Origin of the sequence: Silvimonas sp. (genome assembly GCF_031291215.1) — a bacterium.
GTDB lineage: Bacteria > Pseudomonadota > Gammaproteobacteria > Burkholderiales > Chitinibacteraceae > Silvimonas > Silvimonas soli.
Genome location: NZ_JARLJK010000064.1, coordinates 257108 through 281642, shown reverse-complemented (window position 1 = coordinate 281642; position 24535 = coordinate 257108). Strand labels below are relative to the sequence as shown.

Genomic DNA, 24535 nt, shown 5'->3' with positions numbered 1-24535 from the left:
TCAAACGCGACGGGCCTGGTTTTCGGCGACCAAAGCCATCACTGCCATACGCACGGCGATGCCAAAAGTCACTTGCGGCAGAATCACCGCTTGCGCGCCGTCCGCAACGGCGGAGTCAATCTCCACACCGCGGTTCATCGGGCCTGGATGCATCACGATGGCGTCGGGTTTGGCCAGCGCCAGCTTTTCTGGAGTCAGCCCGTAATATTTGAAGAATTCCTGGGTGGAAGGCAGAAACGCGCCGCTCATGCGTTCGTTCTGCAAGCGCAGCATGGCGACCACATCCACGTCTTTCAGGCCTTCGGCCATATCGTGATAAACATGCACGCCCAGATGTTCCACACCAATGGGCAGCAAGGTTTTGGGGGCGATGACGCGGATTTCCGGGCAACCCAGCGTGCTGAGCGCATGAATCTGCGAGCGGGCCACGCGTGAATGCAGCACATCGCCGACAATGGCCACGCGCAGGCCGGTGAAGTCGCCTTTGAAATGACGGATGGTGTACATGTCCAGCAGCGCTTGCGTGGGATGCGCGTGGCGGCCGTCTCCAGCATTGACGATGGCAATGCCCGGCTTCACGTGCTGCGAGATCAAATGTGCAGCGCCCGACTGCGCATGGCGCACCACGAACATATCCGCACCCATTGCTTCCAGATTGTGGATGGTATCGAGCAGCGTTTCACCCTTGGTGGTGGACGAGGCGTTCACGTTCAGGTTGATCACATCCGCCGACAAGCGCTTGGCGGCGATCTCGAATGTGGTGCGGGTACGGGTGGAGTTCTCGAAGAACAGATTGAACACCGACTTGCCCGCCAGCGCCGGAAACTTCTTGTTGCCGCTTTCCATTTCGGCCACGTAGGTCGCAGCGCGATCCAGAATTTGCGTCAGGATGGCGCGCGGCAATCCTTCAGTGGTGAGCAAGTGGATCAGCTCTTTGTTGGCGTTCAGTTGCGGGTTGAGCATGCGCGAGATTGTCCTGAGAAAACGTAAGCAGAGTGCTGGCTGGCGGCCAGTCTGCCGGGAATGGCGATTATGATAATTGTTGAACGGCGGAAATGCTGATTATTCGGAGTCGGCTTCGGTGTCCGGGCTGGCCGCGCGGGACGGATCAGCGGGTGGTTCGATGATGGCCCCATCAAACCAGCCTTGCAGAATCTGCATGGCCGCCACCTGATCCAGCGCCGGTTTCTGTTTGCGCCCGCGTACACCGGTTTCATTGAGCGCATCGGATGCCGCTGCTGAACTGAGGCGCTCATCCACATACACCACCGGTAACTGAAAGCGACCATGCAAACGCTGGCCGAATTTGCGCGCCAACTGGCTCATCTTGTGCGGTGTGCCATCCATGGATAGCGGCATGCCCACGACCAGGGTGTTGGGCTGCCATTCCTTGATCAGCGCGGCGATGCGGGCAAAGCGGGTGTCGTTGTCGATGGCGGCAATGGTGCAAACCGGGTGCGGAATACCCAGTTCGGTCGAGCCAATGGCTACGCCAATCCGCGCTTCGCCAAAATCAAAGGCCAGGGCGCTACTCATCACAGAACTCCACGGGCAGCGGGTAGATACAAAGACCCCCCTGTGCAAAGGGGGGCAAGGTAAAACTCAGCAGGTAACGGGAACATCAGGCGTGGCCAGCTTCTTTACTGAGCATAGCGATATCAATGCCCATCAGCGCCAGTGCCGCTTCATAGCGTTCTTCCGCCGGCAAATCGAAAATGATTTTCGGGTCAGCCTGTACCGAAATCCACGCATTCTGGCCGATTTCGTTTTCCAGCTGGCCTGCTTCCCAACCGGCGTAGCCGAGAGTGACAAACAATTGTTCTGGACCAGCGCCTTCGCCTACCGCCAGCAGAATATCTTTGGAGGTGGTCAGACCGATTTCGTCAGATACGGTCAAAGTGGACTGCCATTCGCCCAGTGGCTGGTGCAGCACAAAGCCGCGATCTGTCTGCACCGGGCCGCCAAAATATACCGGCAGTTCAATGACATCCGGACGATGCAGCTCAACGTCGATTTGCTCAAACAAGGCGGATAAAGGCATACCCAGGGGCCGGTTGACGATCACGCCCATCGCGCCACGGTCGTTGTGGTCGCAAATGTAGGCGAGAGTGCGTTCAAAAACCGGATCAACCAGATTAGGCATGGCAATCAGGAAGTGGCGCGAAAGGTTCATGTTCATGTTTCCGATTATCGCATAAAGCAGCTTCGTAACGGTGCGCCGGGGCGCGCCATGCAGTTTTTCATGACAACGTACTGAAAGCGCCTTGCCTCTCGTAGAATAGCCCGCATTCGTCCTGGAAAAGTATCAATGGTTCAACGTGCCTTGCTGTGGTTCAGGCGTGATTTGCGTTTGTTCGATCACGCGGCGCTGTATCACGCCCTGAAAGAAAACCAGCAGGTCGTGCCGGTCTTTGTGTTCGACCGCGCCATTCTGGATACGTTGCCCGTCAACGATCGGCGTGTGGCGTTTATTCATGCCAGCTTGCGTGAATTGCAGGCCGCGCTGCGGGAAGTCGGGAGCGATCTGGTGGTGCGCCATGCCAACGCCGCGCACGCTATCGTGCAACTGGCGCGTGAATTCAAAGTGCAGGCGGTTTACACCAATCATGATTACGAGCCGGCCGCGATCTCCCGTGATGAGGCGGTGGGCCGCGCTTTAAATGAAACTGGTGTCAAATTGCATACATTCAAGGATCAGGTGATCTTTGAACGGCAGGAAATCCTGACCCAGAGCGGGGGCATGTTTAGCGTATTCACCCCGTACAAACGTGCCTGGCTAGCGCGGCTTGATGACTTTTTCCTCAAGCCTTATCCGGTGCGGCGATACCTGCACAATCTGGCGCCATTGTCGCGCCAGGCTTTGCCCGAGCTTGCCACGCTGGGCTTTGATGACAATGCGCTGGATGATTTACCGGTCCAGCCCGGCATGAGTGGTGGTGAAGCATTGTTTGAGGACTTCAAACAGCGGATCAACCGTTATCATGAAACGCGCGATTTCCCGGGCGTCAAAGGGCCATCGTATCTGTCTACGCATCTGCGCTTTGGTACGGTATCGGTGCGCGAACTGGCGGCCTATGCCCACGCGGTGGGCGCAGAGGGCGCGCAAACCTGGTTGTCGGAGCTGATCTGGCGCGAGTTTTATCAGCAAATTCTCTGGCATCGCCCGGATGTGGTTGAGCACAGTTTCAAGGCCGAATACGACCATCTGCCGTTCCCCAATAACCTGGACTGGTTTGCCGCGTGGTGCGACGGGCGCACCGGTTACCCGCTGGTGGATGCGGCCATGCGCCAATTGAATCGCACCGGCTACATGCATAACCGGCTGCGCATGATTGTCGCGAGTTTTCTGGTCAAAGATTTGCTGGTGGACTGGCGTAAGGGCGAGCGATATTTCTCGAAAAAACTGCTTGATTACGATTTGGCGGCCAATAATGGTGGTTGGCAGTGGGCGGCCAGTACCGGATGCGATGCCCAACCGTATTTCCGGATATTCAACCCGGTCACGCAATCGGAAAGATTCGACCCGCAGGGGCGGTTTATCCGGAAGTACTGCCCAGAGCTGGCCGCGCTGAGTGACAAGGATATCCATGCGCCATGGCTGGCGCGCAGCTTGAATGGTTTGCGGCTGGGGATCGATTATCCGCAGCCCGTGGTTGACCATGCCCTGCAACGGTCACAGGCGCTGGCGCTGTTCAAGCGAGACTAAATGCTGGCGACTTTAAACGGAACACAGGCGGGGGCTGTTCCGGTGAAAACAGCGATAAAAGAAGTAGGAGCGGCAAGGTAGCTCGGGCCAGGGTTGAGCCAGATATCCCCTCGACCGCAGGTATCTCATTGTGTCTGGTGCGTATTAGCGGTTGCTTTTACAGCGCGTACAGACGATTTTAATAATAACAACTTGGTTTACAAACAAAACAAAAATGTTGATCCACCTAACCCCTCATTCAGGCAGGACATAATGCCGCTGCAGCCGGTGCGCACAACGCTCACCCGTCGCGCCCTCATTCGCATGGGCCTGCGTATTGCTGCGGTCATTTTGCTGATTACGCTGGCGGCGTATTGGCATTTTTATGCCAGCCTGGAAGACAGCTTGCGGGATGGTTTGCGCAACTACGTGCAAGCGCGTGCCGATGGCGAAAGCGAACAGTTTTTGCTGGCGGAAACGCAAACAAAAATGATCGCCAACGAGTATCTGCGACGGTTGGCGCTGGCAGAAAATACCGACCCGCGAGCCCAGTTCAACGCCCTGTTTGCGGCGGGTAAAGATGGCGTGGTGCGGGTGCGGCCCGAAGTCAGTGACTACCAGCACAAAGCCACGCTGTTTATCCGCAACGATGTCCCCCTCACGCCAGAGTTCCAGCGCCGCGTTGTAACCGCGTGGCAGTTGTTGACCGAATGGGGGCCGCTGACCACCAATCGTTTTCTCGACAGCTTTATCAATATGCCAGAACAGATGTCGCTCAATTACGCGCCATTTGTGGACTGGAGCCAGTCGACCTCGCCCGCCACCAATATCTATGAATACGAAACCGTGTGGCGATCCACCACACAGAGTAATCCTTCGCGCCGCCCGTTCTGGACCACCGTCTATTTTGATGATGGCGCGCACAAATGGATGATCTCCCACGTCACCCCCGCTGATTACAAAGGGCGCTGGGTGGGTACGGCGGGTCAGGATATCGTGATTGATGATCTGGTTCATCGCACTGCGAATGACCACCTCGCTGGCACCTACAACGTGATCGTGCGCAGTGACGGGCAACTGATTGCCCATCCGCGCCTTGGCAAAGAAATCCAGTTGGCGGGCGGCAAGCTGGATGTATCGCATCTGCATGATCCGGAACTGCAAAGCATTGTGCGCACCGCGCTGTCTGTGACCGCGAACGCCCAGGTGGTAGAAACCGCCGATGGCAAGTTCCAGCTTGGTGTAGGGCGCATCCATGGCCCGGACTGGCGGCTGATCGTGGTTTATCCGTCATCCCGTTTATCCAGTATTGCCGGCGCCAATGCGCGGTATGTGCTGATTCTGGGCGCTTTGTCGTTGCTGGTGGAACTGCTGATTTTGTGGAGCGTGCTACGCAAGCTGGTGGCCGAGCCGCTGTCTGAACTGGCGGTGGCTGAGGCGCGGGTGGCAGATGGCAACTACGATATTTCGCTGCCAAGCACTCAGCGCAATGATGAATTTGGCCGGGTGGCGCGTGGGTTTGAAATGATGGTGCGCCGCGTGGGCGAGCGTGACCGGCAACTGGTCCAGGCGGCCGGAGACCTGGCGCGTGAGGCCGAGACTGCCCGTATCACCGCCACGCGCCTGGCCGGGCTGTCGCAAATTCTGCCCGATCCGGTCTTTGTGGTGGATGCCAATAGCGTTGTGCAGGATGCCTTTGGCAACACCACGCGCTTGTTTGAAGGTGATCCGGTCGGGCACTCGATTTTTCATACCATGCCCAACAGCGTAATCGACGGTGGTCGCATGGCGCTGGAAATCGCGCTGCAATCGGGCCGGGCGCAGCGCATGGTATACGAGGCAGAACTGGTCGAAGGTGAGCGCTGGTTTGAGGCGCTGATCTTGCCGCTGCCGCAGCAGAACAACGCCCACGTGCTGTGGCTGGTGCGCGATATCACTGCGCTGAAACTCACCGAGGGCGAACTGCGTAACGCGCGCGACCACTTGCAGGATATCGTTGCCGCCCAGACCGCCGATCTACGCGGCGCACGGGATCGGGCCAATGCGGCGAATCGGGCCAAAACCCAGTTTGTATCGAATATTTCGCATGAATTGCGCACGCCGATGCACGCCATTCTCAGCTTTGCCCGCATCGGTCAGGACAAGGCAGAAACGGCCAAACCCGAGAAACTGCGCCGCTATTTTGACAATATCATCCAGTCTGGTGAGCGTTTGTTGGGCATGGTGAACGACCTGCTCGACATTGCCAAACTGGAGTCGGGCAAGATGGATTACCACCTGTCGCAACATGCGTTGGGACGGATTATCGAGGGCGTGATCACTGAACTTGAGCCACTGGCCAGCCGTAAACGGATCAGCCTGGTGCGACGCGTGCCGCCAGACGATCTGCTCGATTGCGATGCGTCACGCGTGGCGCAAGTGCTGCGCAATCTGGTCTCCAATGCCATTCGCTTCAGTCCGGAAGATGGCGAAATCGCCGTGACGGTTTACGCCGAGGGTGATCTGCTGGTGACGCTGGTAGAGAACGACGGCCCGGCCATTGCCCAAGATGACTTGGAGCGCATCTTTGAGAAGTTTGTGCAGGGTAGCGGCCTGAACACGCCAGGCAGTTCTGGCTTGGGTCTGGCGATTTGTCGGGAAATCGTCGAAGCGCATGGCGGGGTGATTGTTGCCGCCAATCGTGAAGAGGGTGGCGCGCGCTTTCGCTTTACGCTGCCGCGCCAGCAACCGGCCCCGCCGGAAGGCGAACACCCGCTGGCAGGCTGACGACCTCACCGCCAGGCTGCCGTAGCCTGCATGGCGCGGCTGATGGCTTCATGTTTGCTACAATACGCGTTTTGCGATTCTATTTTTCCCGGATACCAGTAAATGACCTTGCTTCAGCTTATCGCGCAGCGTGCCAGTGCTGCGTTCGCCGCCATTGGCGTGCCGGACGCAAACCCGGCAGTGCAGCCGGCCTCCAAGCCGGAATTTGGCGACTATCAAATCAACGGCGTCATGGCCGTCGCCAAGGCACAAAAAGCGAACCCGCGAGAGCTGGCCACACGTGTGCTGGAGCATCTGGATCTGCGTGGCATTGCCAGCAAACTGGACATCGCCGGCCCTGGTTTTATCAACGTCACCCTGGCTGATGAATTCCTCGCCCAACGTGTGATCGCCGGGCAACAAGACCTGCGCCTGGGCGCTGGCGTTGCACACGCCGCAACCGTGGTGGTGGATTTGTCATCCCCCAATCTGGCCAAAGAAATGCACGTCGGCCATTTGCGTTCGACCATCATTGGCGACGCGCTGGCGCGGGTGTTCGAGTTCATGGGCAACAAGGTTATCCGCCAGAATCACGTGGGTGACTGGGGCACGCAATTCGGCATGCTGACTGCATACCTGTTTGAACAGGAAACCAGCAAACCGGCTGAAATCGCACTGCATGATCTGGAAACCTTCTACCGCGAAGCCAAAACCCGCTTCGATGAAGACCCAGCCTTTGCGGATACCGCACGTGATTACGTGGTCCGCCTGCAAGCGGGCGACACGCGTGTGCTGGCGTTGTGGGAGCGCTTTCGCGAGATTTCACTGGCGCATTGCAATGCGGTTTACAAACAGCTGGGCGTAAAGCTGACCGACGACGACGTAATGGGCGAATCAGCCTATAACGACGATCTGGCGCAAGTGGTGACGGACCTGCGTACCAAGGGTTTGCTGACCGAAAGCCAGGGCGCACAAGTGGTGTTCCTCGACGAATTCCGCAACAAAGAAGGCGAGCCCGCGGCGTATATCGTGCAAAAGAACGATGGTGGTTATCTGTACTCCACCACCGATCTGGCGGCCGCGCGTTATCGCGACCATGTACTGCATGCGGACCGTGTGTTGTACGTGGTGGACGCCCGCCAGGGTTTGCACTTCCAGCAAGTGTTTACCGTGGCGCGCAAAGCCGGGTTCGTGCGCGACGATATCGTGCTGGAACACGTGCCGTTCGGCACCATGATGGGCAAGGACAACAAACCCTTCAAAACCCGCTCCGGCGGCACGGTCAAACTGGTTGAATTGCTGGAAGAAGCCGAAAGCCGCGCGTTTGACTTGGTGACCAGCAAGAACCCGGACCTGGCTGAAGCCACCCGCCGCCAGATCGCCCGCACAGTGGGGATTGGTGCCGTCAAATACGCCGATCTGGCCAAGCATCGCACCAGCGACTATGTGTTCGACTGGGAAAGCATGCTCAGCTTTGAAGGCAACACCGCGCCGTATCTGCAATATGCCTACACCCGGATCGCCAGTATCTTCCGCCAGGCTGGTACGGTAGATGCCAACGCCGAACTGCATCTGGCCGAACCCGCCGAACACGCGCTGGCGCTGGCGCTGGCGCAATTCCCGCAACTGCTGCAGCAAGTGGCTGCCGAACCCGCGCCACACTTCTTGTGCGCTTATCTCTATCAGCTGGCGACACGCTTCTCGCGTTTTTACGATGCGTGCCCGGTGCTCAAATCCGAAGGCGCCACTCGCGCCAGTCGTCTGCGTTTGTGCGCGGCCACGGCCAGAACCTTGTCGACCGGTTTGGGCTTGCTCGGGATTGATGTGCTGGAAGAGATGTAAAAGCTATTTTTTATTAAAAAAGAAAACGGCCGGATATTCCGGCCGTTTTCTTTTTTGGGCTTGCTTGCGCTATGTATTGCAAATGCGTTTAATAAGCGGCTCAAAACAAAGGCGCATTATTTGGCAGCGACAAGCGTGGAGGTCTTCACGTCTGCAATAAAGGTGGTAAAGATTTTATCCATCGCCAGCTTTGTGGATTGCTGAACTGCATTTTTCATGCCGAACGGCCCACTCCAGAACATTTTACCTCCTTGTGTTTCGCCATCGGCGGTATACGTTTTCTTGAAAACTTCACCACTGGCGTTCTTTACACGGATGGTCAACACAATGTGTGCGCCAAAATCTTCAAATGAATACTTATCCAGGTCAAAGATAAGGGTATTGCCATTGCTTGGCGAATCCGGCGCAGCCTTAGTCAATGGCCCTAGCGCATCCACTACGTCTTTGGATTGCATAGTGGCATCAAGTATTTTGCCAAAGTCTACTGCCCATACGTGGGCATAGCCAACCATTGCCGAACGAAATTCATAATGATGGTTTTGCGTGGCAGCAGGTACCTGGTATTGGTTTGCGACTTGAATCTGCTGGAATTGACCTGCTTTCTGGTTATTAGTCAGATATTGACCGTAATCGTCAGCGACTGGGTGCATGATTGAACAGCCGCTTGCCATAATTAAAATGGTCATTGTTGCCAGCAAGGCACGGATTCTGAAATACACTGTATTTCCTTGTCAGGTTGGAATAAGGATATGGTTTGATGTTTGCGACACATGCGAAAACACAAACGCATTCTAATTCTTTCTGACCGTTATTGAATTTGCGCTGGAACACCACTCGTTACTATTGACTGCCCCGGCTGGCGCTTATGAGGAATTGTGGGAGCCTGTGAAAATGAATGCACGCAACGCATGCTCAAATATTTAAAAAGCCCGGATTCCCCATTTCTGGTTTCATCCGGGCCTGCAATCACGAGTTGAGCGTCATATCTCTATGGCCGCGCCGTCACCGGCTCCAGCGACTTGCCAACGTCCAGCCACTTGGCGTGATGCTCACGAATCAACTGCACTGCGTCTTCAATGCTGTCCACCACCACCGGAATCTGCATATCACGCGGGCTGGCCAGGGCCGCGCCGTTGTCCACCATGTTCAACTGCGCCCAATCGACCAGACCGTGCCACATGTCGCCGATGAGAATCAGCGGGGTGTCATACAGTTTGCGCACTTGAAGTAGCTGCCAGATCATCGACAATTCCAGCAGCGTCCCCACGCCGCCCTCAGTCACGATGAAGGCATTGGAACGGGCGACGAAGTGATGCAGGCGTGAGAAGAACGTCTTGTGCTCGTACACGCGGCCCACGAAGTCATTCACGTGTTGTTCGAAATCCAGATCAACGCGGATGCCAACCGATGCGTCCGGATCATCCGGCTTGGCTTGGCGCGCGCCTTCGTTGGCCGCTTGCATCAGGCCAGGACCGCCGCCGGTAACAATGCGACAACCCATTGCCGCCAGTTGCGATGCCAGTTGTTTCACCGCTTCATAGGACGGCGTGTCTTCCTGAATGCGGGCCGAGCCAAAAATGGTGACGTGGTATTGATCAGTGTGAGCCGGGCGCAGGCGGGAGAGGTCATCCACGGTGTCCCACAGTTTGAGAACGGCATCGGAAACAATGCGCAGGGCTTCGACGTCATCCACCACGCCGACGGGTTTGTTGTTGGGATTGATCATGCTGTCCTGTTTTGATTGCTGCGGCTGCGCCGGTTGTTGATAGCAACGCCTGCCATTGATGTCCGGAGCGTGCTTCGATCCGGATCAAGATCGAACGGGCAGTCTAGCGATATCCCATTGTCTTTCAAAGGGCTTTCATTCACATTTGTGCCGAAACGGGCCACGGCCCTGTAAAAACACCAGCGCTGCGGTTTGCACAAAGTGCGCCGGGCCTGGCTAGAATGCGCAAAACCAGCTCACCCCATAACAAGGAAAAGTCATGACCGCCCGCCATCTGCCCCTTATTGCAATGCTTGCATTGTTGCCGTTGTCCCACGTCTGGGCCGCCGAGGGTGATCAGCATTTGAAGTGCGATATCGCCGTATCGGGCCAGGCTGCACCGACCCGCTATATCACCTTGCACAAGGTTGATCTCGGTAGTTACTGGAGCTGGCAGGCGGACGACGATTGCGCCACTTTTTTGCTGGATGGCCCGCGTTCGGCGATGCAGGCCCCGACCATGTTTCCGAAGGTGCTGGGCGACAAGCCAGACTGGAAGAATGAGCAAGTGATTACCTTTACCGGCAAGAACGGCTATGACGCCGGTCCGGCACAAATGCGTTTTCATGCCATGCCGCAAGGGTTGGTGCCGCCAGGGCAGGACATGCGGTTTGATATCAAAGTACGCCAGGAACTGGCATCCAAACAGGGCAGCATCCAGTTTGTCGAGCAATCGAGCATCGCCTATACGCCTGCTACTGGTGAGATACAGCGGGCCAGCGGTCGGGTTAAAGATGCAACGCGCAACTGGAATATCTTCACTCTGGTCAACTGCAACCAAGCTGGCGCAAATTGCCCGGCCAGCGCCACTCCGGCACCGGCTGCTGCGGATGCAGACGTCAAAGTGATTCCATTGCAGTAAACCGCTGCGCGCAGTGGTGACCAAAGACGGCGCAACAGGCGCCGTTTTTTCTTGGCTGCATAGACCGGGAAACGCCATGACCGGAGTACGCCAGCGCAGTCGTGGGCCACTAGATGGGTTAGAATCAAGCCCATGCGGGCACTGCTTGTGCCTGCTGTCACCCCAATGCAGGCCTATGAATACACAAGAATTTCTCGATTACGCTGAAGATCGCTGCCGCGAGCATGGCACTCGCTTGACCACTATCCGGCGGCAAGTGCTGGAGCGCATTGCCGATCAACCCGGCTACAGCAAAGCCTACGATTTGCTCGAAGCGTTGCGCCCGGGCATTGCATCACTCACCCCGCCCACCATCTATCGCGCGCTGGAATTTCTGGAAACTGAAGGACTGGTGCACCGGCTGGAAGTGGTCAATGGCTATGTTGCCTGTCAGCAGCACGATCATGCGGCGCAGACGTTGTTTATCATCTGCCCGTGTTGCGGCAAGGTCGCCGAGGCGCGCGGCGACGATTGCGAGTTCTTCTTTACCCGCTTGTTGGGCGAAAACGGCTTTGGCGCGGTGCCTCAGCATCTGGAAGTCAAAGCGTTTTGCAATGAATGCCAGGCAACCGGCGCCACCTGCCAGCATGAGCACATGCACCCGCATCGGCACAATTGATCCGGTTGCGATTTACACCCCACGTGGCGCAAAGAAAATAATTGCCATCCCCAGCAGCGTAACTGCTGCACCAAGGCAATCCCAACGGTCCGGCCGCACACCTTCTACGGCCCACATCCAGCCAAGGGCAGCTGCCACATACACCCCGCCATAGGCAGCATAAGTCCTGCCCGCGCCCGCCGGATGCAAGGTCAGCAGCCATGCAAACAAGGCCAGGCTGAACGCGGCGGGGATCAATAACCATATCGGCGCATCTTTGCGCAGCCATAACCATGGCAGATAACAACCGACGATTTCCGCCAGGGCAGTCAGGGCAAACAGCAGGAATGTTTTCAGCGCGAACATGACGGCTCGGCCACGGCAATGAAGTAGCGGACATTCTTGAGTGAAAGACTCATCAGGTTTTGCCATGCATGAACAATCGCAGCAATCTATCACAAGCGGCCAAGTGTCATGCGGGTGTGCCAGTTTGAACGGACGTTTTGATATCCGCTGACGACAACTAATTTATTAGTAATAATATCTATGATTGAGCGTTAGGCGCTACAATGCCCATCCGCGCTGCTGTTTGCCGGTGCAAACAAAAATTCTGCGGCCCTTGCCAATCCATCCGGGAAACCGGTCGCAAGGGTTAATAAAAGCTTCAGGAGTACAGATGTTCAACCCCGTAGATCACCCGCATCGCCGCTATAACCCGCTGACCGGGCGTTGGGTTCTGGTGTCGCCGCATCGCGCCAAACGGCCGTGGCAGGGCGCGCTGGATGCGCCAGCCACTGAGGCTCGGCCTAAACATGATCCGACTTGTTTCTTGTGCCCTGGCAATGATCGGGTGACCGGCGAGCGCAATCCGGACTACCAAAACACCTGGGTGTTCGCCAACGACTTTGCCGCGCTGCTGGCAGACACTCCGGCGCCCCCGGCTAACCAGGACCCGCTGTTTCAGGCTGGTGCCGCACAAGGCCTCGCCCGCGTGATTTGCTTCTCGCCCGATCACAGCAAAACGCTGCCGGAGTTATCGTTCGAAGCGCTCGGGCACGTGGTGGACGTGTGGTGCGAACAGGTGAGCGAACTCTCGGCTGACTGGGAATGGGTGCAAGTTTTCGAGAACAAGGGTGCGGCAATGGGGTGTTCCAATCCGCATCCGCATGGCCAGTTGTGGGCCAGCAACTTTGTGCCGACCGAAGTAGCGCTGGAAGATGAACACCAGGCCGCGTGGTTTGCCGAACACGGTTCGCCCATGCTGCTCGACTACGCCCGGCGCGAGCAGGCCGATGGCGGCCGCACGGTAGTAGAAACCGAACACTGGATCGCCGTGGTGCCGTATTGGGCATCCTGGCCATTTGAAACGCTGCTGTTGCCCAAAGCGCATGTGACGCATCTGGACAAACTGGACGAGGCGCAAAAGCTGGACTTGGCGGTGGTGATCAAAAAGCTGACCACGCGTTACGACAATCTGTTTAACACCTCGTTTCCGTATTCGATGGGCTGGCATGGTGCACCGTCACACGCTGCCAACGATGGCCAGCATTGGCAGTTGCACGCGCATTTCTATCCGCCGCTGCTGCGTTCGGCCTCGGTGCGCAAGTTTATGGTCGGCTATGAAATGATGGCCGAAACCCAGCGCGACATTACCCCAGAGCAAGCGGCTGAACGGCTGCAACAATTATCCGAAGTGCATTATTTGCAAAATACAAAGGGGTTGTGATGTCTGGCCCGGACTACCGCGTAAACGCAATGTTTATTGAAACCTTTGGCGTGCTGCCGCAGCACATTATTCAAGCGCCCGGCCGCGTCAATTTGATCGGCGAACATACCGATTACAACGATGGCTTTGTGTTGCCGTGTGCCATTAATCATTTCACAGCGATTGCCTGTTCGCCCCGCAAAGATCGCACCGTGCGTGTGGTGGCGGCCGATTATGCCAACCAGGCCGATATTTTCTCGCTGGATGAGCCGGTAGTGCCGCACCCCGACGCTTTGTGGGCCACTTATGTGCGTGGCGCGATCCTGTATCTGCAAAAGCAGGGGCTGGTGTTTGGCGGCATCGACATGGTGATCAGTGGCGATATCCCGCAAGGCGCCGGGCTGAGTTCGTCTGCTTCACTGATGGTGGCGGTGGGGCAGGCCATCAAAACGACCTATCAGCTTGAACTGACGCCCACGCAAAACGCGCTGAATGCGCAGAAGGCGGAAAACGAATTTGTCGGTTGCCACTGCGGGATTATGGACCAGCTGATTTCGGCCTCAGGCGAGGTGGGCCACGCCTTGCTGATTGATTGCCGGTCGCTGCAAACCCAATCGGTAGCGATGCCGGATGATTTATCGGTGCTGATTCTGAACTCCAATATTCAGCGCGGGCTGGTTGGTAGCGAATACAACCTGCGTCGGCAGCAGTGCGAAACTGCCGCAAAATTCTTTGGCGTAAAAGCGTTGCGCGATGTGACGTTGCCGCAACTGCTGGCCGCGCAGGCTCAGCTGGACCCGGTGGTGTTCCGCCGTGCGCGCCATATCGTCACCGAAAACCAGCGCACGCTGGATGCCGCCGCCGCGCTCAGCACTGGTGACGTGCCATTGCTTGCCAGGTTGATGGCTGAATCGCACGCCTCGATGCGGGACGATTTTGAAATTACCGTGCCGCTGATTGATCAATTGGTCGACACGGTAAAAAGCGTGATCGGTGAGGCTGGTGGCGTGCGCATGACGGGAGGCGGCTTTGGCGGTTGCGTGGTCGCGCTGGTGCCGCATGCCTTGGTGGAACCAGTTCGCGTGGCTGTGGCTGCAAGCTATCGCAATGCCAACGGTTTGCCCGCGACAACCTACGTTTGCCAGGCCGCTGCCGGTGCCAGCGAACTGTAAATCCAATCTCAATGGAATCCACCACGTCGGTATCCGCAAGCATTTCTGATAACAAGATCGTCTATCTCCGCTGTGGCGCTGGCGCGGCTGGATTTTTCTGCTGACGAGATCGCGCGAATCGAGCAGATTCTGGCTCAACCGGAATAGCGCGGCAGCACCAGGGCGTAAGCCTGCTGCACCATGGCCGCAAAATCGTCCGCCGAGCTAATCATTCATCATGTGGTTGGCAAGCACCGCGTCAGGATGGGGCGTTGCTCTGCTATACTCGCCGCCCTGCGGTTCGCCTGTGAGCCGTTTGAAACCTCTGCGCGCGACGTCATGCCGGTTATTCAGCTGCTATTTCAAATTATTGTGGTCATTGCCTGTTGCCAGTTGGCAGGCATGCTGGCGCGGGTATGTGGCCAGCCCAAAGTGGTGGGCGAAATGGCGGCAGGCCTGTTGTTGGGGCCATCGGTATTCGGGGCGCTCGCGCCTGAGTTGAGCGTGCTGGTATTTCCGCCCCAAGGGCTGACGGCGCCAGGCTGGATCAGCCAGGCCGCCATTGCCGTGTTCATGCTGACGCTGGGCCTGGAGCAAGACACGCAGATCTTGCGCCAGCGTAAATGGACGGTTATCGCAGTGAGCGCGGGCGGTATTTTGCTGCCATTTGTGCTGGGCGCGGCGCTCGCGTTTGTCCTTTATCCGCATTACGTCGCCGGCAAGGTGCCGCAACTGTCGTTCGTGTTATTTATTGGCACCGCCTTGAGCATGACCGCTCTGCCGGTGCTGGCACGCATCCTGCGCGAACAAAAGTTGCTGGCCACACCCATTGGTAGTCTGGCGATGGCCGCTGCGGTGCTGAGCGATGTCTGCACCTGGATATTGCTGGCGGTGGTGCTGATCATCTGCAAGCCGGGGGCTTCCAGTCTGGGCGCGATGATCCTTGGTCTGGGTTGGGTGTTATTCATGCTACTGGCCGTGCGCCCATTGCTGTCCCGCCTGCTGCAATTGCGGACATCCTTGACGGTCTACTGCTTGCTGGCGCTGCTGACCTTACTGGTCTCGAGCTGGATTGCTGATCATCTGGGCTTGCATTTGTTGTTGGGTGCATTTCTGGCTGGTGTAATTTTGCCGCGGCACGAACAACTTGGCGCCCGTCTGCAAGCGCTACTGGCCAAACCGATGGTCTGGGCGTTACCGTTGTTTTTTGCCTACACCGGTTTGCGTACGCATCTGAACTTTGCCGGTAGTGCTGACTTCTGGCTGATTGCATCTGTAACTATTGTTGCGTGCCTTGGCAAAGCGGGTGGCGCCTTCTGTGGCGCCCGTCTCACCGGCGTGGATATGCACAATGCTTGCATGATTGCGGTGTTGATGAACGCCCGGGGGCTGATGGAACTGGTGATTGTGAATATCGGGATGGACCTTGGCTTGCTGACGGCACCCGTCTTTGCCGCGCTGGTTTTGATGGCATTTCTCACAACTTTGATGACTGGTCCCCTTGTCAACTTACTGCGTGCGATCAGCCAGCGAAAACGGCAAGATTGCCCACAGTATTGAGTTGACCTCAAGGCTATGGCAGCATGGGCGGCCTTTCGCGGCAGTGTTCTGTTTTTAAATGGATTTTTGGAGCTGATGCCCAGCGGGCGTCAGCAGGAAAGATGATTGAACCGGTTGTAAACTCTTTGCGATTTCGCCTGGAAAGCTGGGCTGCCTGGGCGCCTGACCTGACGACCCCGCAAGCCTGGCTGGACTGGGCTGCGGCGGGCGTGCGCTCGGCCGACGGGCCTGAGCCAGCAGTCGCAAAAATGCCGGCAATGCTGCGTCGTCGCGCCCAGCGGTTGGGGCGTATGGCACTGGAAGTGCTGTATGCAGAAGACGCAGATGCACAATCTCCCATCGTTTTTGCCTCGCGCTATGGCGAAATCGGTCAGTCCACGCAGTTGTTGCACGAACTCGCGGCCAGCGGCACCGTTTCGCCGCAGGCATTCAGTATGTCGGTGCACAACGCCATCGCCGGGTTGTACACCATTGCCCGCAAAGAGAGCGCCAATGTGATGGCGCTGGCTGCTGGGACGCAAACGGCGTTTGCCGGTCTGTTTGAAGCGGCCATGCAACTGGCTGACGGTGCGCCGCGGGTACGACTGGTGATCTGTGACGAGCCATTGCCAGCCGAATATCAGTGTTATGGCGAACCTTCGACGCCGACCTTTGCTTATTTGCTCACGCTGGTCCCCGGTGACGAGTTCGACATTTCATGGTCTGCGCCAGCGCAGAGCGATGCTGATCCAATGGCGTTGCTACGCTTTATGCTGACCGCGCAAAACCGCTTGCCATTGAGTACTTCTGGCTGGTGCCTTGCGAGGCGGCCAGCATGAATATGTTGTCGCGTTCCTGGCGCACGTTTGCCTTTGGCTTTTGCTTTGCCATGTTTGGTCTGGGCGGCCTGGCCATTCGCGGCATTGTGTTTCCCGGCATGCTGCTGTTGCCGCGCCGCATTGAACGCGAAAAGTTTGCCAAAAACTTTATCAGTCACGCCATGGCGACGTTTGTCTGGCTTATGAAAGTCACTGGCGCCATCCGCTTTACAGTGCATGGTGCCGAAAAGCTCAATCGCCCTGGTTTGTTGATCCTGGCCAATCACCCGTCCTTGATTGATGTAGTGATCCTGATGGCGCTAACCAAACGGCCCGATTGCGTGGTCAAGGCCTCGCTCTGGAATAATCCATTTACGGCCGGGCCGGTGCGTGTGGCTGGTTATATCAGTAACGCCAGCGGGCCGGGGCTGGTGGCGGATGCTATCGAATCCATTGGCCGTGGCAACAATCTGATTGTTTTTCCCGAAGGCACGCGTACCGGGCCGCTGGGTGAAATGAGTTTTCAACGTGGTGCTGCCAATATCGCGGTGCGCGGCAACATTGCCATTACGCCGGTAGTGATCACTGTTTCAGAAAAAACGCTGACCAAGAGCAGCAAGTGGTATCGGCCGCCACCCACCAAGCCGCACTTCAGCATTCACGTGCTGGATGATGTGGCGGTGGCGCCGTTGATTACGGGCAAGGGAGAGCCCGCCTTACAGGCACGCTGGTTGACGGCGTGGCTGGAACAATTTTTTAGCAGGGAGATTGCGCAACATGGACCCACTGGTCGCAGAGATCAAAACGCTGATTATTGACAGCCTGAATCTCGAAGAAATTACGCCGGACGATATCGATGCCGATGCGCCCTTGTTTGTGGACGGTCTGGGACTGGATTCCATTGATGCGCTGGAATTGGGCGTGACGCTGCAAAAGCGTTATGGTCTGAGCTTTGCTGCGGACTCGGAAGAAACCCGGCGGCATTTTGCTTCGGTCAGCGCACTGGCGGCATTTGTCGGCGCCAATCGCACCAAGTAAGGAGCTTAAGTGTGACCAAAGATGAAATCTATAACTGGATCGCCAAAGATCTGGTCGACTCGTTTGAAATCAGCCCGGAACGCATCAAACCTGAAGCGCGCTTGTATGAAGACCTGGATATCGACAGCATCGACGCTGTTGACCTGATCGTGAAGCTCAAGCAAGTCACCGGCAAGCGTCTGCAGCCGGAAGCCTTCAAATCGGTTCGCACCATCAACGACGTGGTCGAAGCGGTGTACGGTTTGATTCACCAGTAATGCATCTGGCTATCCAAGCATAATGCCTGCCTGGCTTGCTGCCGTTGCCGGCTTGATCATTCCCGCATTGTTCTGGCTTTTTCATTATCTCGGCTGGCCGCTCTGGCTACTCGGGATCGTGTTGATTCCGCTCGCCTGGCATAAACGCGCCGCGCTGCCAGGTCTGGCGTGGCTGGCGCCGGTGGCGGCGGTGTTTGGGGTGCTGGCGCTGCTGATGCGTTCGGACTTGCCGGTGCGTTTGTATCCGGTGCTGGTCAACGTGGCGATGTTGATTGTGTTTGCGTTGAGCCTCAAGGCACCGCAAACCATGATCGAACGCATGGCTCGGCTCACTGAACCCGATCTGCCGGAATCCGGCGTGCGTTATACGCGTCGCGTCACCATTGCCTGGTGTGTGTTCTTTGCCATCAATGGCGGCATTGCACTGGCGACGGTGCTCTACAACGACGCCAGAGTCTGGACTATTTATAACGGCCTGATTGCCTATGTGTTGATCGGCTTGATGTTGGGTGGCGAATGGTTGATTCGCCAGCGGGTGCGCCGTCATGGCTGAGTGTTTCAGTTTGCTGCAAGGGGCGCTGGCTGGCCCGAATCATTTACCGCTGGCAATGGCTGGTGAGCAGATCATTACCCGCGCGCAATGGCGTTATGACGTCGCTCGCGCCACCAGTGTGATCGGCGCATTGCCCGCTGGTGATGTGGCGCTGTTCGAGACCGATTGCTACCGTTGCTGTGTCTGGTTGCTGGCGGCTTGGCACGCCGGGCGTTGCGTGATTTTGCCGGGCGACAATACGCCGACCACTACTGAACGCGTGCGGGCATTGTCTGTCGCGCTGATCGGCGAATTTGCCGAACCCACGGTCACCGACTGGCAGCATGCCCGAACCGGCACGCTGGCCCCATTGTCGGGTGATTTGCGAGCGGTCGAAGTTTTTACCTCTGGCTCAACCGGTGAACCGGGCCGCATCCCCAAAAAGCTGGCGCAGCTGGACGACGAAATGCGCGCCCAGGAAAGCGTCTTCGGGGCTGATATCCCCGCGAATGCCTGTATCGTGGCCACGGTATCGCAGCAACATGTCTACGGTTTGTTGTTCCGCATTGTCTGGCCGTTGGTGAGCGGGCGCGCGTTTGCCGCCAAAGCCCTGGCTTTTCCGGAAGAACTGGTGCATCTGAGCGGGCAACAGCCGCTGGTGTTGGTCAGCAGCCCGGCCTTTCTCAAACGGCTGCCGGAACAGATGAATCTGTCTGGCCTGGCACATCGCTGCCGGGCGATTTTCTCTTCGGGTGGTCCGCTACCCGCCGCTGCTTCTCTGGCCATGCGCGAACGTACCGGCGTGGCCGTGCGTGAAATCTTTGGTAGTTCGGAAACGGGCGGCATTGCCTGGCGTGATCACCCGGATGCGGCGTGGCAACCGCTGCCAGGTGTTGAGATTGCAGCGGGTGAAGAAGACTTGCTGCGCCTGCGTTCGCCTTATCTGCCCAGTGCCGATTGGTTCCAGACGGCTGATCGCGCCGAGTTCCTCGCCGATGGCCGCTTTCGCTTGCTGGGGCGGGCAGACCGCATTGCCAAGATTGAAGAAAAACGGATATCGCTGACCGCGCTGGAGCATGCGTTGCAGGCCACCGGCCTCGTGACCGAAGTTCGCGTGGTGGTGCTGGACGGTGCCCGCGTGGAGTTGGGTGCCGTGCTGGTGCTCAACGGCGTCGGCGCAGACCGTCTGCATAACGACGGGCGTATGGCGCTGACGCGTTGGCTGCGCGATCACCTGGCGCAAAGCTTTGAACGGGTAGGGCTACCGCGCCGGTGGCGTTTTGTCGACGCCTTGCCGCAAACCAGTATGGGCAAAACCCCGGAACAGGATGTACGGATGTTGTTTGAACGACCGCGTTTGCCACAAATTCTGGCTACGCAGCAGCACGATGATGAAACCACGTTGATACTCGCCATCGTGGCTGATCTGGCGCATTTTGACGGCCATTTCCCGCATGCCAGCGTGCTACCGGGCGTGGCGCAACTGCACTGGGCCATTCACTTTGGTCGCACGCTGTTCAAGATGCCGCCCGCCTTCAAAGGTATGGATGCAGTCAAGTTCCAGAACGTGATCCTGCCGGATGCGCAAGTCGCCCTGACGCTGCGTTATCGCACAGACAAACAGCAATTGTCGTTCAGCTACAGCTCGGGTGAGCGCGTGCATTCCAGCGGACGTATTGTTTTTGGGGATGAGGCATGAAGCTGTGTGCGGTCATCCCGGTTTATAACCACGAACAAGCGATTGGTCAGGTGGTACAGGCGCTGCAGGCCCACAATTTACCGGTCATTCTGGTCGACGATGGCAGCACAGCCGCCTGCGCCCACGTGCTGGATGATCTGGCGGCCTTGCCGGGCGTGACCTTGAGCCGGCATGAGCAGAATCAGGGCAAAGGCGGTGCGGTGATTACCGGCATGCGCCTGGCGGGCCAGTTGGGTTATACCCATGCCTTGCAGATTGATTCGGATGGACAGCATGACATTGGTGATCTGCCACATATCGTCGCCACAGCGCAGGCGTACCCGGACGCAGTGATCGCTGGCTACCCGATCTACGATGAATCAGTACCCAAATCCCGCTACTACGGCCGCTACGCCACGCATATCTGGGTGTGGATCAACACGTTGTCATTGCGCATTAAAGATTCGATGTGCGGCTTTCGCATTTACCCGCTGCCTGCCACGCTGGCTTTGGTCGATCGCGTGCATATTGGCCGGCGCATGGATTTCGACGCAGAAATCCTGGTGCGGCTGGACTGGCGCGGCGTGCCAATCATCAACGTGCCTACGCATGTGCGTTACCCGCTTGATGGGGTTTCGCACTTCAATTTGTGGCACGACAACATGCTGATCAGCCTGATGCATACCCGGCTGTTCCTCGGCATGTTGCCGCGCTTGCCCAAATTGCTGTGGCGCGTTTTGCGCGGTCACGGCGGAATGCGGAGCGCCTGATGGAACGTGCCATTCACTGGTCCAAAGTGGGCGAAGCCGGGTTTGTTTCCGGTATGAAAATCTTGTTCACGGTTTATCGCTGGTTTGGTCGCTGGCCGTTCCGCGTTGCGCTGTATCCAGTGCTGGCGTGGTATGTGGCCACGCGCCCAGACGCCCGTGCTGCCTCGCGAGATTATCTGAATCGCTTGCATCAAGACACAGCGGGCGCATCGCCCGCGCCGACGCTGCTGAGCGTGCTGCGGCATTTCGGCGCTTTTGCCGAAACCTTGCTCGACAAGTTGCTGGTGTGGAGTGCCCCCGAACGTGTCGGCGGCGTGCATGTGGATGGCGGCCAGCCACTGATTGATCTGCTGGAACAAGGCAAGGGCGGGGTGATTGTGGCCTCGCATATCGGCAATTTCGAGCTTTGCCGGGCGATGGCCAAACAGCGCCGCTCCGCGCTCAAGCTGACCATCTTTACCCACACCCGCCACGCGCAACAATTCAACCGGCTGATGCGCGAGCTGGCGCCAGATAGCCAGGTTGACCTGATTCAGGTCACCGACCTGTCATCCGCCACCGCCGTGTTGTTGTCCGAGCGGGTCGAGCGCGGTGAGTTTGTGGTGATTGCCGGTGACCGGGTGCCGGTGTCGGATCAAGGCCGCATGGTGCCGGTAGACTTTCTAGGGTGTCCGACGCTGCTGCCGATGGGGCCGTATCTGATCGCCAGTATCCTTAAATGTCCGCTGCTGGTCGTCATTGCCAGCAAGCGCGGCTGCGATACGCACATCACCATCCGCAAACTGGCGGACCCGGTGCATCTGCCCCGGGCGGACCGCACAGCTGGAGCGACACTGCTGGCGCAACAGTTTGCCGACCTCATGGCAGCTGAATGTCACCTCGCGCCATTACAGTGGTTCAATTTCTTCCCATTCTGGGCGCAGGCCCGCATGACCGAGGCCCAAGCCTGATGAGCGACGCTTTGCACAAAATCACTTTCGGCCCGGCGCGGTTGACCATTGAAAACATCGTGGCGATTTCACGGCGCCAGGCCGTGGCCGAACTTGATGCCAGCCCGGCGTTTGCCCAGCGCATCAGCGCCGGTGCGCAGTTTCTGGATCGGTTGCTGGCTGAAGAGGGTGAGATTTACGGCGTGACCACCGGTTATGGCGACTCCTGCACCGTCGGCATTCCGATGGATCTGGTCGTCGAGTTGCCGCATCACCTTTATACCTATCACGGCTGCGGTCTGGGCGAACACTTCGACGCCCCGCAAACCCGTGCCATCCTTGCCACCCGCCTGGCATCGCTCACCCGTGGTTATTCCGGCGTGAGCTGGGATTTGCTGGCGCAACTGCAAGGTCTGATTGCGCATGACATCTTGCCGTTGGTGCCCGCAGAGGGTTCAGTGGGCGCCAGTGGCGATCTGACGCCACTGTCGTATGTGGTCGCCGTCATGTGTGGCGAGCGCGAGGCGCGCGTCAAAAGCGAAACACTCACTGCCGCCGCAGCTTTGAATGCCGCCGGGCTAACCCCACTGCGCCTGCGCCCCAAAGAAGGCCTGGCGATGATGAATGGCACTGCGGTCATGACTGCGCTGGCCTGTCTGGCGTGGGATAAAGCCAATTACGTGAGCGAACTGGCAACGCGTATCACCAGCCTTGCAGTGGCGACCGCCGCCGGCAATGCCTACCACTTTGATGAGGCGCTATTCGCCGCCAAGCCACACGCCGGGCAGCAGCGCGTGGCCGCACGGATTCGCGGCGATATCTCGGATATCGGCAGCGAACAACGTTTGCAGGATCGCTATTCCTTGCGTTGCGCGCCGCATGTGATTGGCGTGCTTGAAGACACGCTGCCGTTTTTGCGCACCACCATCGAAAACGAACTCAACAGCGCCAATGACAACCCGTTGATCGACCCGGAAGAACAGCGCCTGCTGCACGGCGGCCACTTCTACGGCGGCCATATCGCGTTTGCCATGGACAGCCTGAAAAACCTGGTCGCCAATGTGGCGGATTTGCTGGATCGGCAAATGGCTTTGCTGGTCGATGCTCGTTACAACCACGGTTTGCCCGCCAATCTGTCCGGTGCCACTGGCCCGCGCGCAGCCATTAATCATGGTTTGAAAGCGCTGCAAATCAGTGTGTCGGCATGGACGGCTGAAGCGCTCAAGCTGACCATGCCCGCTTCCGTTTTCTCGCGGTCCACCGAATGCCACAATCAGGACAAAGTCAGCATGGGCACCATTGCGGCGCGCGATTGTTTGCGCGTGCTGCAATTGACCGAACAAGTGTTGGCCGCCATGTTGATCACCGTGCGCCAGGGCGTGGCGCTGCGTGAACGCGACGGCGGAGCTTCGGTGGCGTTGTCGGCCCAAGCCAGTGGTTTTGTGGCGCAACTGGGTGCAGAAATTGCCTTTATTGATGAAGATGTCGCGCTCGAACCATTGCTGCGACAACTGCTGACGCGCATCAGCGATCAGGCCTGGAGCATCTATGACTAAGCCGCTGCATAGCGCCAGTGTCACCCTGGTCATCCCGTTTCATGATCTGGACCCGATGCACGTGGTGTGGCACGGCAACTACGCCCGTTACTTTGAACACGCCCGCACCGCGCTGTTCCAGCAACTGGATTACGACGTGCCCGCCATGCGCGATTCCGGGTTTGCCTGGCCGGTGATCGAACTGAACGTGCGCTATGCCCGACCGCTGGTTTACCAGCAAAAAATTGAAATCCACGCCGCGATTGTGGAGTGGGAAAACCGCCTGAAAGTACGCTACGAAATCCGCGATGTAGCTAGTGGCGAACGCCTGACACGCGGCCACACCGTACAAGTGGCGGTGAATATGACCAGTGGTGAAATGTGCTTTGTCTCGCCCGCCATCCTGTTTGAAAAACTCGGAGTACCTCACCCGTGAAATCATTGTTTTTTGGCTTGTGCCTGCTCGCTGGCATTGCGCACGCCGATGATGTGCTGTTCAAGAATATCCAGAGCAAACTGATTGACGCACCGGTTATTCACGGCCAGTTCACTCAGGCGCGGCAACTGGTCGGCGTGAAAAAACCGCTGACCTCGACTGGTTCGTTCCTGGTCGACAAACAGCGCGGTGTGATCTGGAAAGCCGAAAAGCCTTTCCCCAGCACCTTGCGCGTGACCCGTGGCGAGATTCTGCAAAAGAATGGCGACCAGGTGATGATGAAACTGTCGGGCGATAAAGAGCCGACCGTAAAAACCGTCAGCGGTTTGCTGTTCTCGCTGTTCTCGGGCGATGTGGGCGCGCTGGGCCGCTTGTTTAATGCCGACGGCAGTGTCTCCGGCAAAAACTGGAAGCTCTCGCTCACACCTAAAGACGCCGCATTGGGCAAGTTGATTTCCGGCATCCAGTTGCAAGGTTCGGGCACGGTTGAACATATCCAGCTGAACGCAGCCAGCGGCGATGTAACCCAGATCGACATGCACGACGTCACTACCGCGCCCGCGCTGACCCCGACCGAGAGCGCGTATTTTGAATAAGCCTGGCACCACGTT

Annotated in this window: 25 protein-coding genes; 19 read left to right on the top strand and 6 right to left on the bottom strand. The window is 57.8% G+C overall.

Going from position 1 to position 24535, the window contains the following annotated elements:
• From P4L78_RS07485 to P4L78_RS07475, 3 genes are all read right to left on the bottom strand, one after another.
• On the bottom strand, window positions 1-963 hold the full coding sequence (locus tag P4L78_RS07485; RefSeq protein ID WP_283150685.1) for an aspartate carbamoyltransferase catalytic subunit: 963 nt from the start codon (window positions 961-963) through the stop codon (window positions 1-3).
• Between the two features lie 99 nt (window positions 964-1062).
• Window positions 1063-1536, bottom strand: a complete 474-nt coding sequence (ruvX, locus tag P4L78_RS07480; RefSeq protein WP_309327450.1) for a Holliday junction resolvase RuvX — start codon at window positions 1534-1536, stop codon at window positions 1063-1065.
• Between the two features lie 85 nt (window positions 1537-1621).
• The gene (locus tag P4L78_RS07475) at window positions 1622-2173 is read right to left on the bottom strand and encodes a YqgE/AlgH family protein (protein ID WP_313790888.1); all 552 of its coding nucleotides are present in this window, start codon (window positions 2171-2173) and stop codon (window positions 1622-1624) included.
• A 135-nt stretch (window positions 2174-2308) separates the two neighbouring features.
• Between P4L78_RS07475 and P4L78_RS07470 the strand changes: the two genes are divergently transcribed.
• From P4L78_RS07470 to argS, 3 genes are all read left to right on the top strand, one after another.
• Window positions 2309-3706, top strand: coding sequence for a deoxyribodipyrimidine photo-lyase (locus tag P4L78_RS07470; RefSeq protein ID WP_309327449.1), 1398 nt, complete (start codon window positions 2309-2311; stop codon window positions 3704-3706).
• Between the two features lie 252 nt (window positions 3707-3958).
• Entirely contained in the window at window positions 3959-6451 is a 2493-nt protein-coding gene (locus tag P4L78_RS07465) for an ATP-binding protein (protein ID WP_309327448.1), read from the top strand.
• A gap of 102 nt (window positions 6452-6553) precedes the next feature.
• The gene (argS, locus tag P4L78_RS07460) at window positions 6554-8272 is read left to right on the top strand and encodes an arginine--tRNA ligase (RefSeq protein WP_309327447.1); all 1719 of its coding nucleotides are present in this window, start codon (window positions 6554-6556) and stop codon (window positions 8270-8272) included.
• 116 nt (window positions 8273-8388) lie between these two features.
• Here argS and P4L78_RS07455 read toward each other — a convergent pair whose 3' ends face one another.
• Together P4L78_RS07455 and P4L78_RS07450 are read right to left on the bottom strand one after the other, a co-directional pair.
• A complete protein-coding gene (locus P4L78_RS07455) occupies window positions 8389-8991 on the bottom strand; it encodes a hypothetical protein (RefSeq protein ID WP_309327446.1) in 603 nt (200 codons plus the stop codon).
• A 269-nt stretch (window positions 8992-9260) separates the two neighbouring features.
• Window positions 9261-9998, bottom strand: a complete 738-nt coding sequence (locus P4L78_RS07450; RefSeq protein WP_309327445.1) for an LOG family protein — start codon at window positions 9996-9998, stop codon at window positions 9261-9263.
• A 259-nt stretch (window positions 9999-10257) separates the two neighbouring features.
• Here P4L78_RS07450 and P4L78_RS07445 point away from each other — a divergent pair, with 259 nt between their 5' ends.
• Both P4L78_RS07445 and P4L78_RS07440 read left to right on the top strand, forming a co-directional pair.
• Entirely contained in the window at window positions 10258-10899 is a 642-nt protein-coding gene (locus P4L78_RS07445; protein ID WP_309327444.1) for a hypothetical protein, read from the top strand.
• A gap of 175 nt (window positions 10900-11074) precedes the next feature.
• On the top strand, window positions 11075-11557 hold the full coding sequence (locus tag P4L78_RS07440) for a transcriptional repressor (protein WP_283150677.1): 483 nt from the start codon (window positions 11075-11077) through the stop codon (window positions 11555-11557).
• 12 nt (window positions 11558-11569) lie between these two features.
• Here the strand turns inward: P4L78_RS07440 and P4L78_RS07435 are convergent, their stop codons facing one another.
• Window positions 11570-11902: a YnfA family protein gene (locus P4L78_RS07435; RefSeq protein ID WP_309327443.1), complete on the bottom strand. Its 333-nt coding sequence runs from the start codon at window positions 11900-11902 to the stop codon at window positions 11570-11572.
• A 310-nt stretch (window positions 11903-12212) separates the two neighbouring features.
• Between P4L78_RS07435 and galT the strand changes: the two genes are divergently transcribed.
• The 14 genes from galT to P4L78_RS07365 all read left to right on the top strand — a co-directional run bounded on the left by galT (window position 12213) and on the right by P4L78_RS07365 (window position 24520).
• Window positions 12213-13262: a galactose-1-phosphate uridylyltransferase gene (gene galT / locus P4L78_RS07430; protein ID WP_309327442.1), complete on the top strand. Its 1050-nt coding sequence runs from the start codon at window positions 12213-12215 to the stop codon at window positions 13260-13262.
• The gene (gene galK, locus P4L78_RS07425) at window positions 13262-14413 is read left to right on the top strand and encodes a galactokinase (protein WP_309327441.1); all 1152 of its coding nucleotides are present in this window, start codon (window positions 13262-13264) and stop codon (window positions 14411-14413) included. Before galT ends, galK begins: the two co-directional genes overlap by 1 nt.
• A 318-nt stretch (window positions 14414-14731) precedes the next feature.
• Window positions 14732-15952, top strand: coding sequence for a cation:proton antiporter (locus P4L78_RS07420; RefSeq protein WP_309327440.1), 1221 nt, complete (start codon window positions 14732-14734; stop codon window positions 15950-15952).
• 101 nt (window positions 15953-16053) lie between these two features.
• Window positions 16054-16770: a beta-ketoacyl synthase chain length factor gene (locus P4L78_RS07415; RefSeq protein WP_309327439.1), complete on the top strand. Its 717-nt coding sequence runs from the start codon at window positions 16054-16056 to the stop codon at window positions 16768-16770.
• On the top strand, window positions 16767-17567 hold the full coding sequence (locus P4L78_RS07410) for a 1-acyl-sn-glycerol-3-phosphate acyltransferase (protein ID WP_283150671.1): 801 nt from the start codon (window positions 16767-16769) through the stop codon (window positions 17565-17567). Before P4L78_RS07415 ends, P4L78_RS07410 begins: the two co-directional genes overlap by 4 nt.
• On the top strand, window positions 17527-17787 hold the full coding sequence (locus P4L78_RS07405; RefSeq protein WP_283150670.1) for a phosphopantetheine-binding protein: 261 nt from the start codon (window positions 17527-17529) through the stop codon (window positions 17785-17787). The genes P4L78_RS07410 and P4L78_RS07405 overlap by 41 nt, the downstream gene beginning before the upstream one ends.
• Window positions 17788-17798: 11 nt before the next feature.
• Entirely contained in the window at window positions 17799-18044 is a 246-nt protein-coding gene (locus P4L78_RS07400; protein WP_283150669.1) for an acyl carrier protein, read from the top strand.
• A gap of 22 nt (window positions 18045-18066) precedes the next feature.
• Window positions 18067-18597: a hypothetical protein gene (locus P4L78_RS07395; protein ID WP_309327438.1), complete on the top strand. Its 531-nt coding sequence runs from the start codon at window positions 18067-18069 to the stop codon at window positions 18595-18597.
• Window positions 18590-20275 carry an AMP-binding protein gene (locus P4L78_RS07390; RefSeq protein ID WP_309327437.1) on the top strand — a complete coding sequence of 562 codons (1686 nt, stop codon included), beginning with the start codon at window positions 18590-18592 and terminating at the stop codon, window positions 20273-20275. The genes P4L78_RS07395 and P4L78_RS07390 overlap by 8 nt, the downstream gene beginning before the upstream one ends.
• Window positions 20272-21024 (top strand): glycosyltransferase family 2 protein, encoded by a 753-nt coding sequence (locus P4L78_RS07385; protein ID WP_309327436.1) that lies wholly within the window; start codon window positions 20272-20274, stop codon window positions 21022-21024. Before P4L78_RS07390 ends, P4L78_RS07385 begins: the two co-directional genes overlap by 4 nt.
• On the top strand, window positions 21024-21974 hold the full coding sequence (locus tag P4L78_RS07380) for an acyltransferase (RefSeq protein ID WP_309327435.1): 951 nt from the start codon (window positions 21024-21026) through the stop codon (window positions 21972-21974). The genes P4L78_RS07385 and P4L78_RS07380 overlap by 1 nt, the downstream gene beginning before the upstream one ends.
• Complete coding sequence (locus P4L78_RS07375; RefSeq protein WP_309327434.1) at window positions 21974-23509, top strand: aromatic amino acid ammonia-lyase; 1536 nt, start codon at window positions 21974-21976, stop codon at window positions 23507-23509. The genes P4L78_RS07380 and P4L78_RS07375 overlap by 1 nt, the downstream gene beginning before the upstream one ends.
• Complete coding sequence (locus tag P4L78_RS07370; RefSeq protein ID WP_309327433.1) at window positions 23502-23924, top strand: acyl-CoA thioesterase; 423 nt, start codon at window positions 23502-23504, stop codon at window positions 23922-23924. The genes P4L78_RS07375 and P4L78_RS07370 overlap by 8 nt, the downstream gene beginning before the upstream one ends.
• Complete coding sequence (locus P4L78_RS07365) at window positions 23921-24520, top strand: outer membrane lipoprotein carrier protein LolA (protein ID WP_309327432.1); 600 nt, start codon at window positions 23921-23923, stop codon at window positions 24518-24520. Before P4L78_RS07370 ends, P4L78_RS07365 begins: the two co-directional genes overlap by 4 nt.
• Window positions 24521-24535 lie beyond the last annotated feature (15 nt).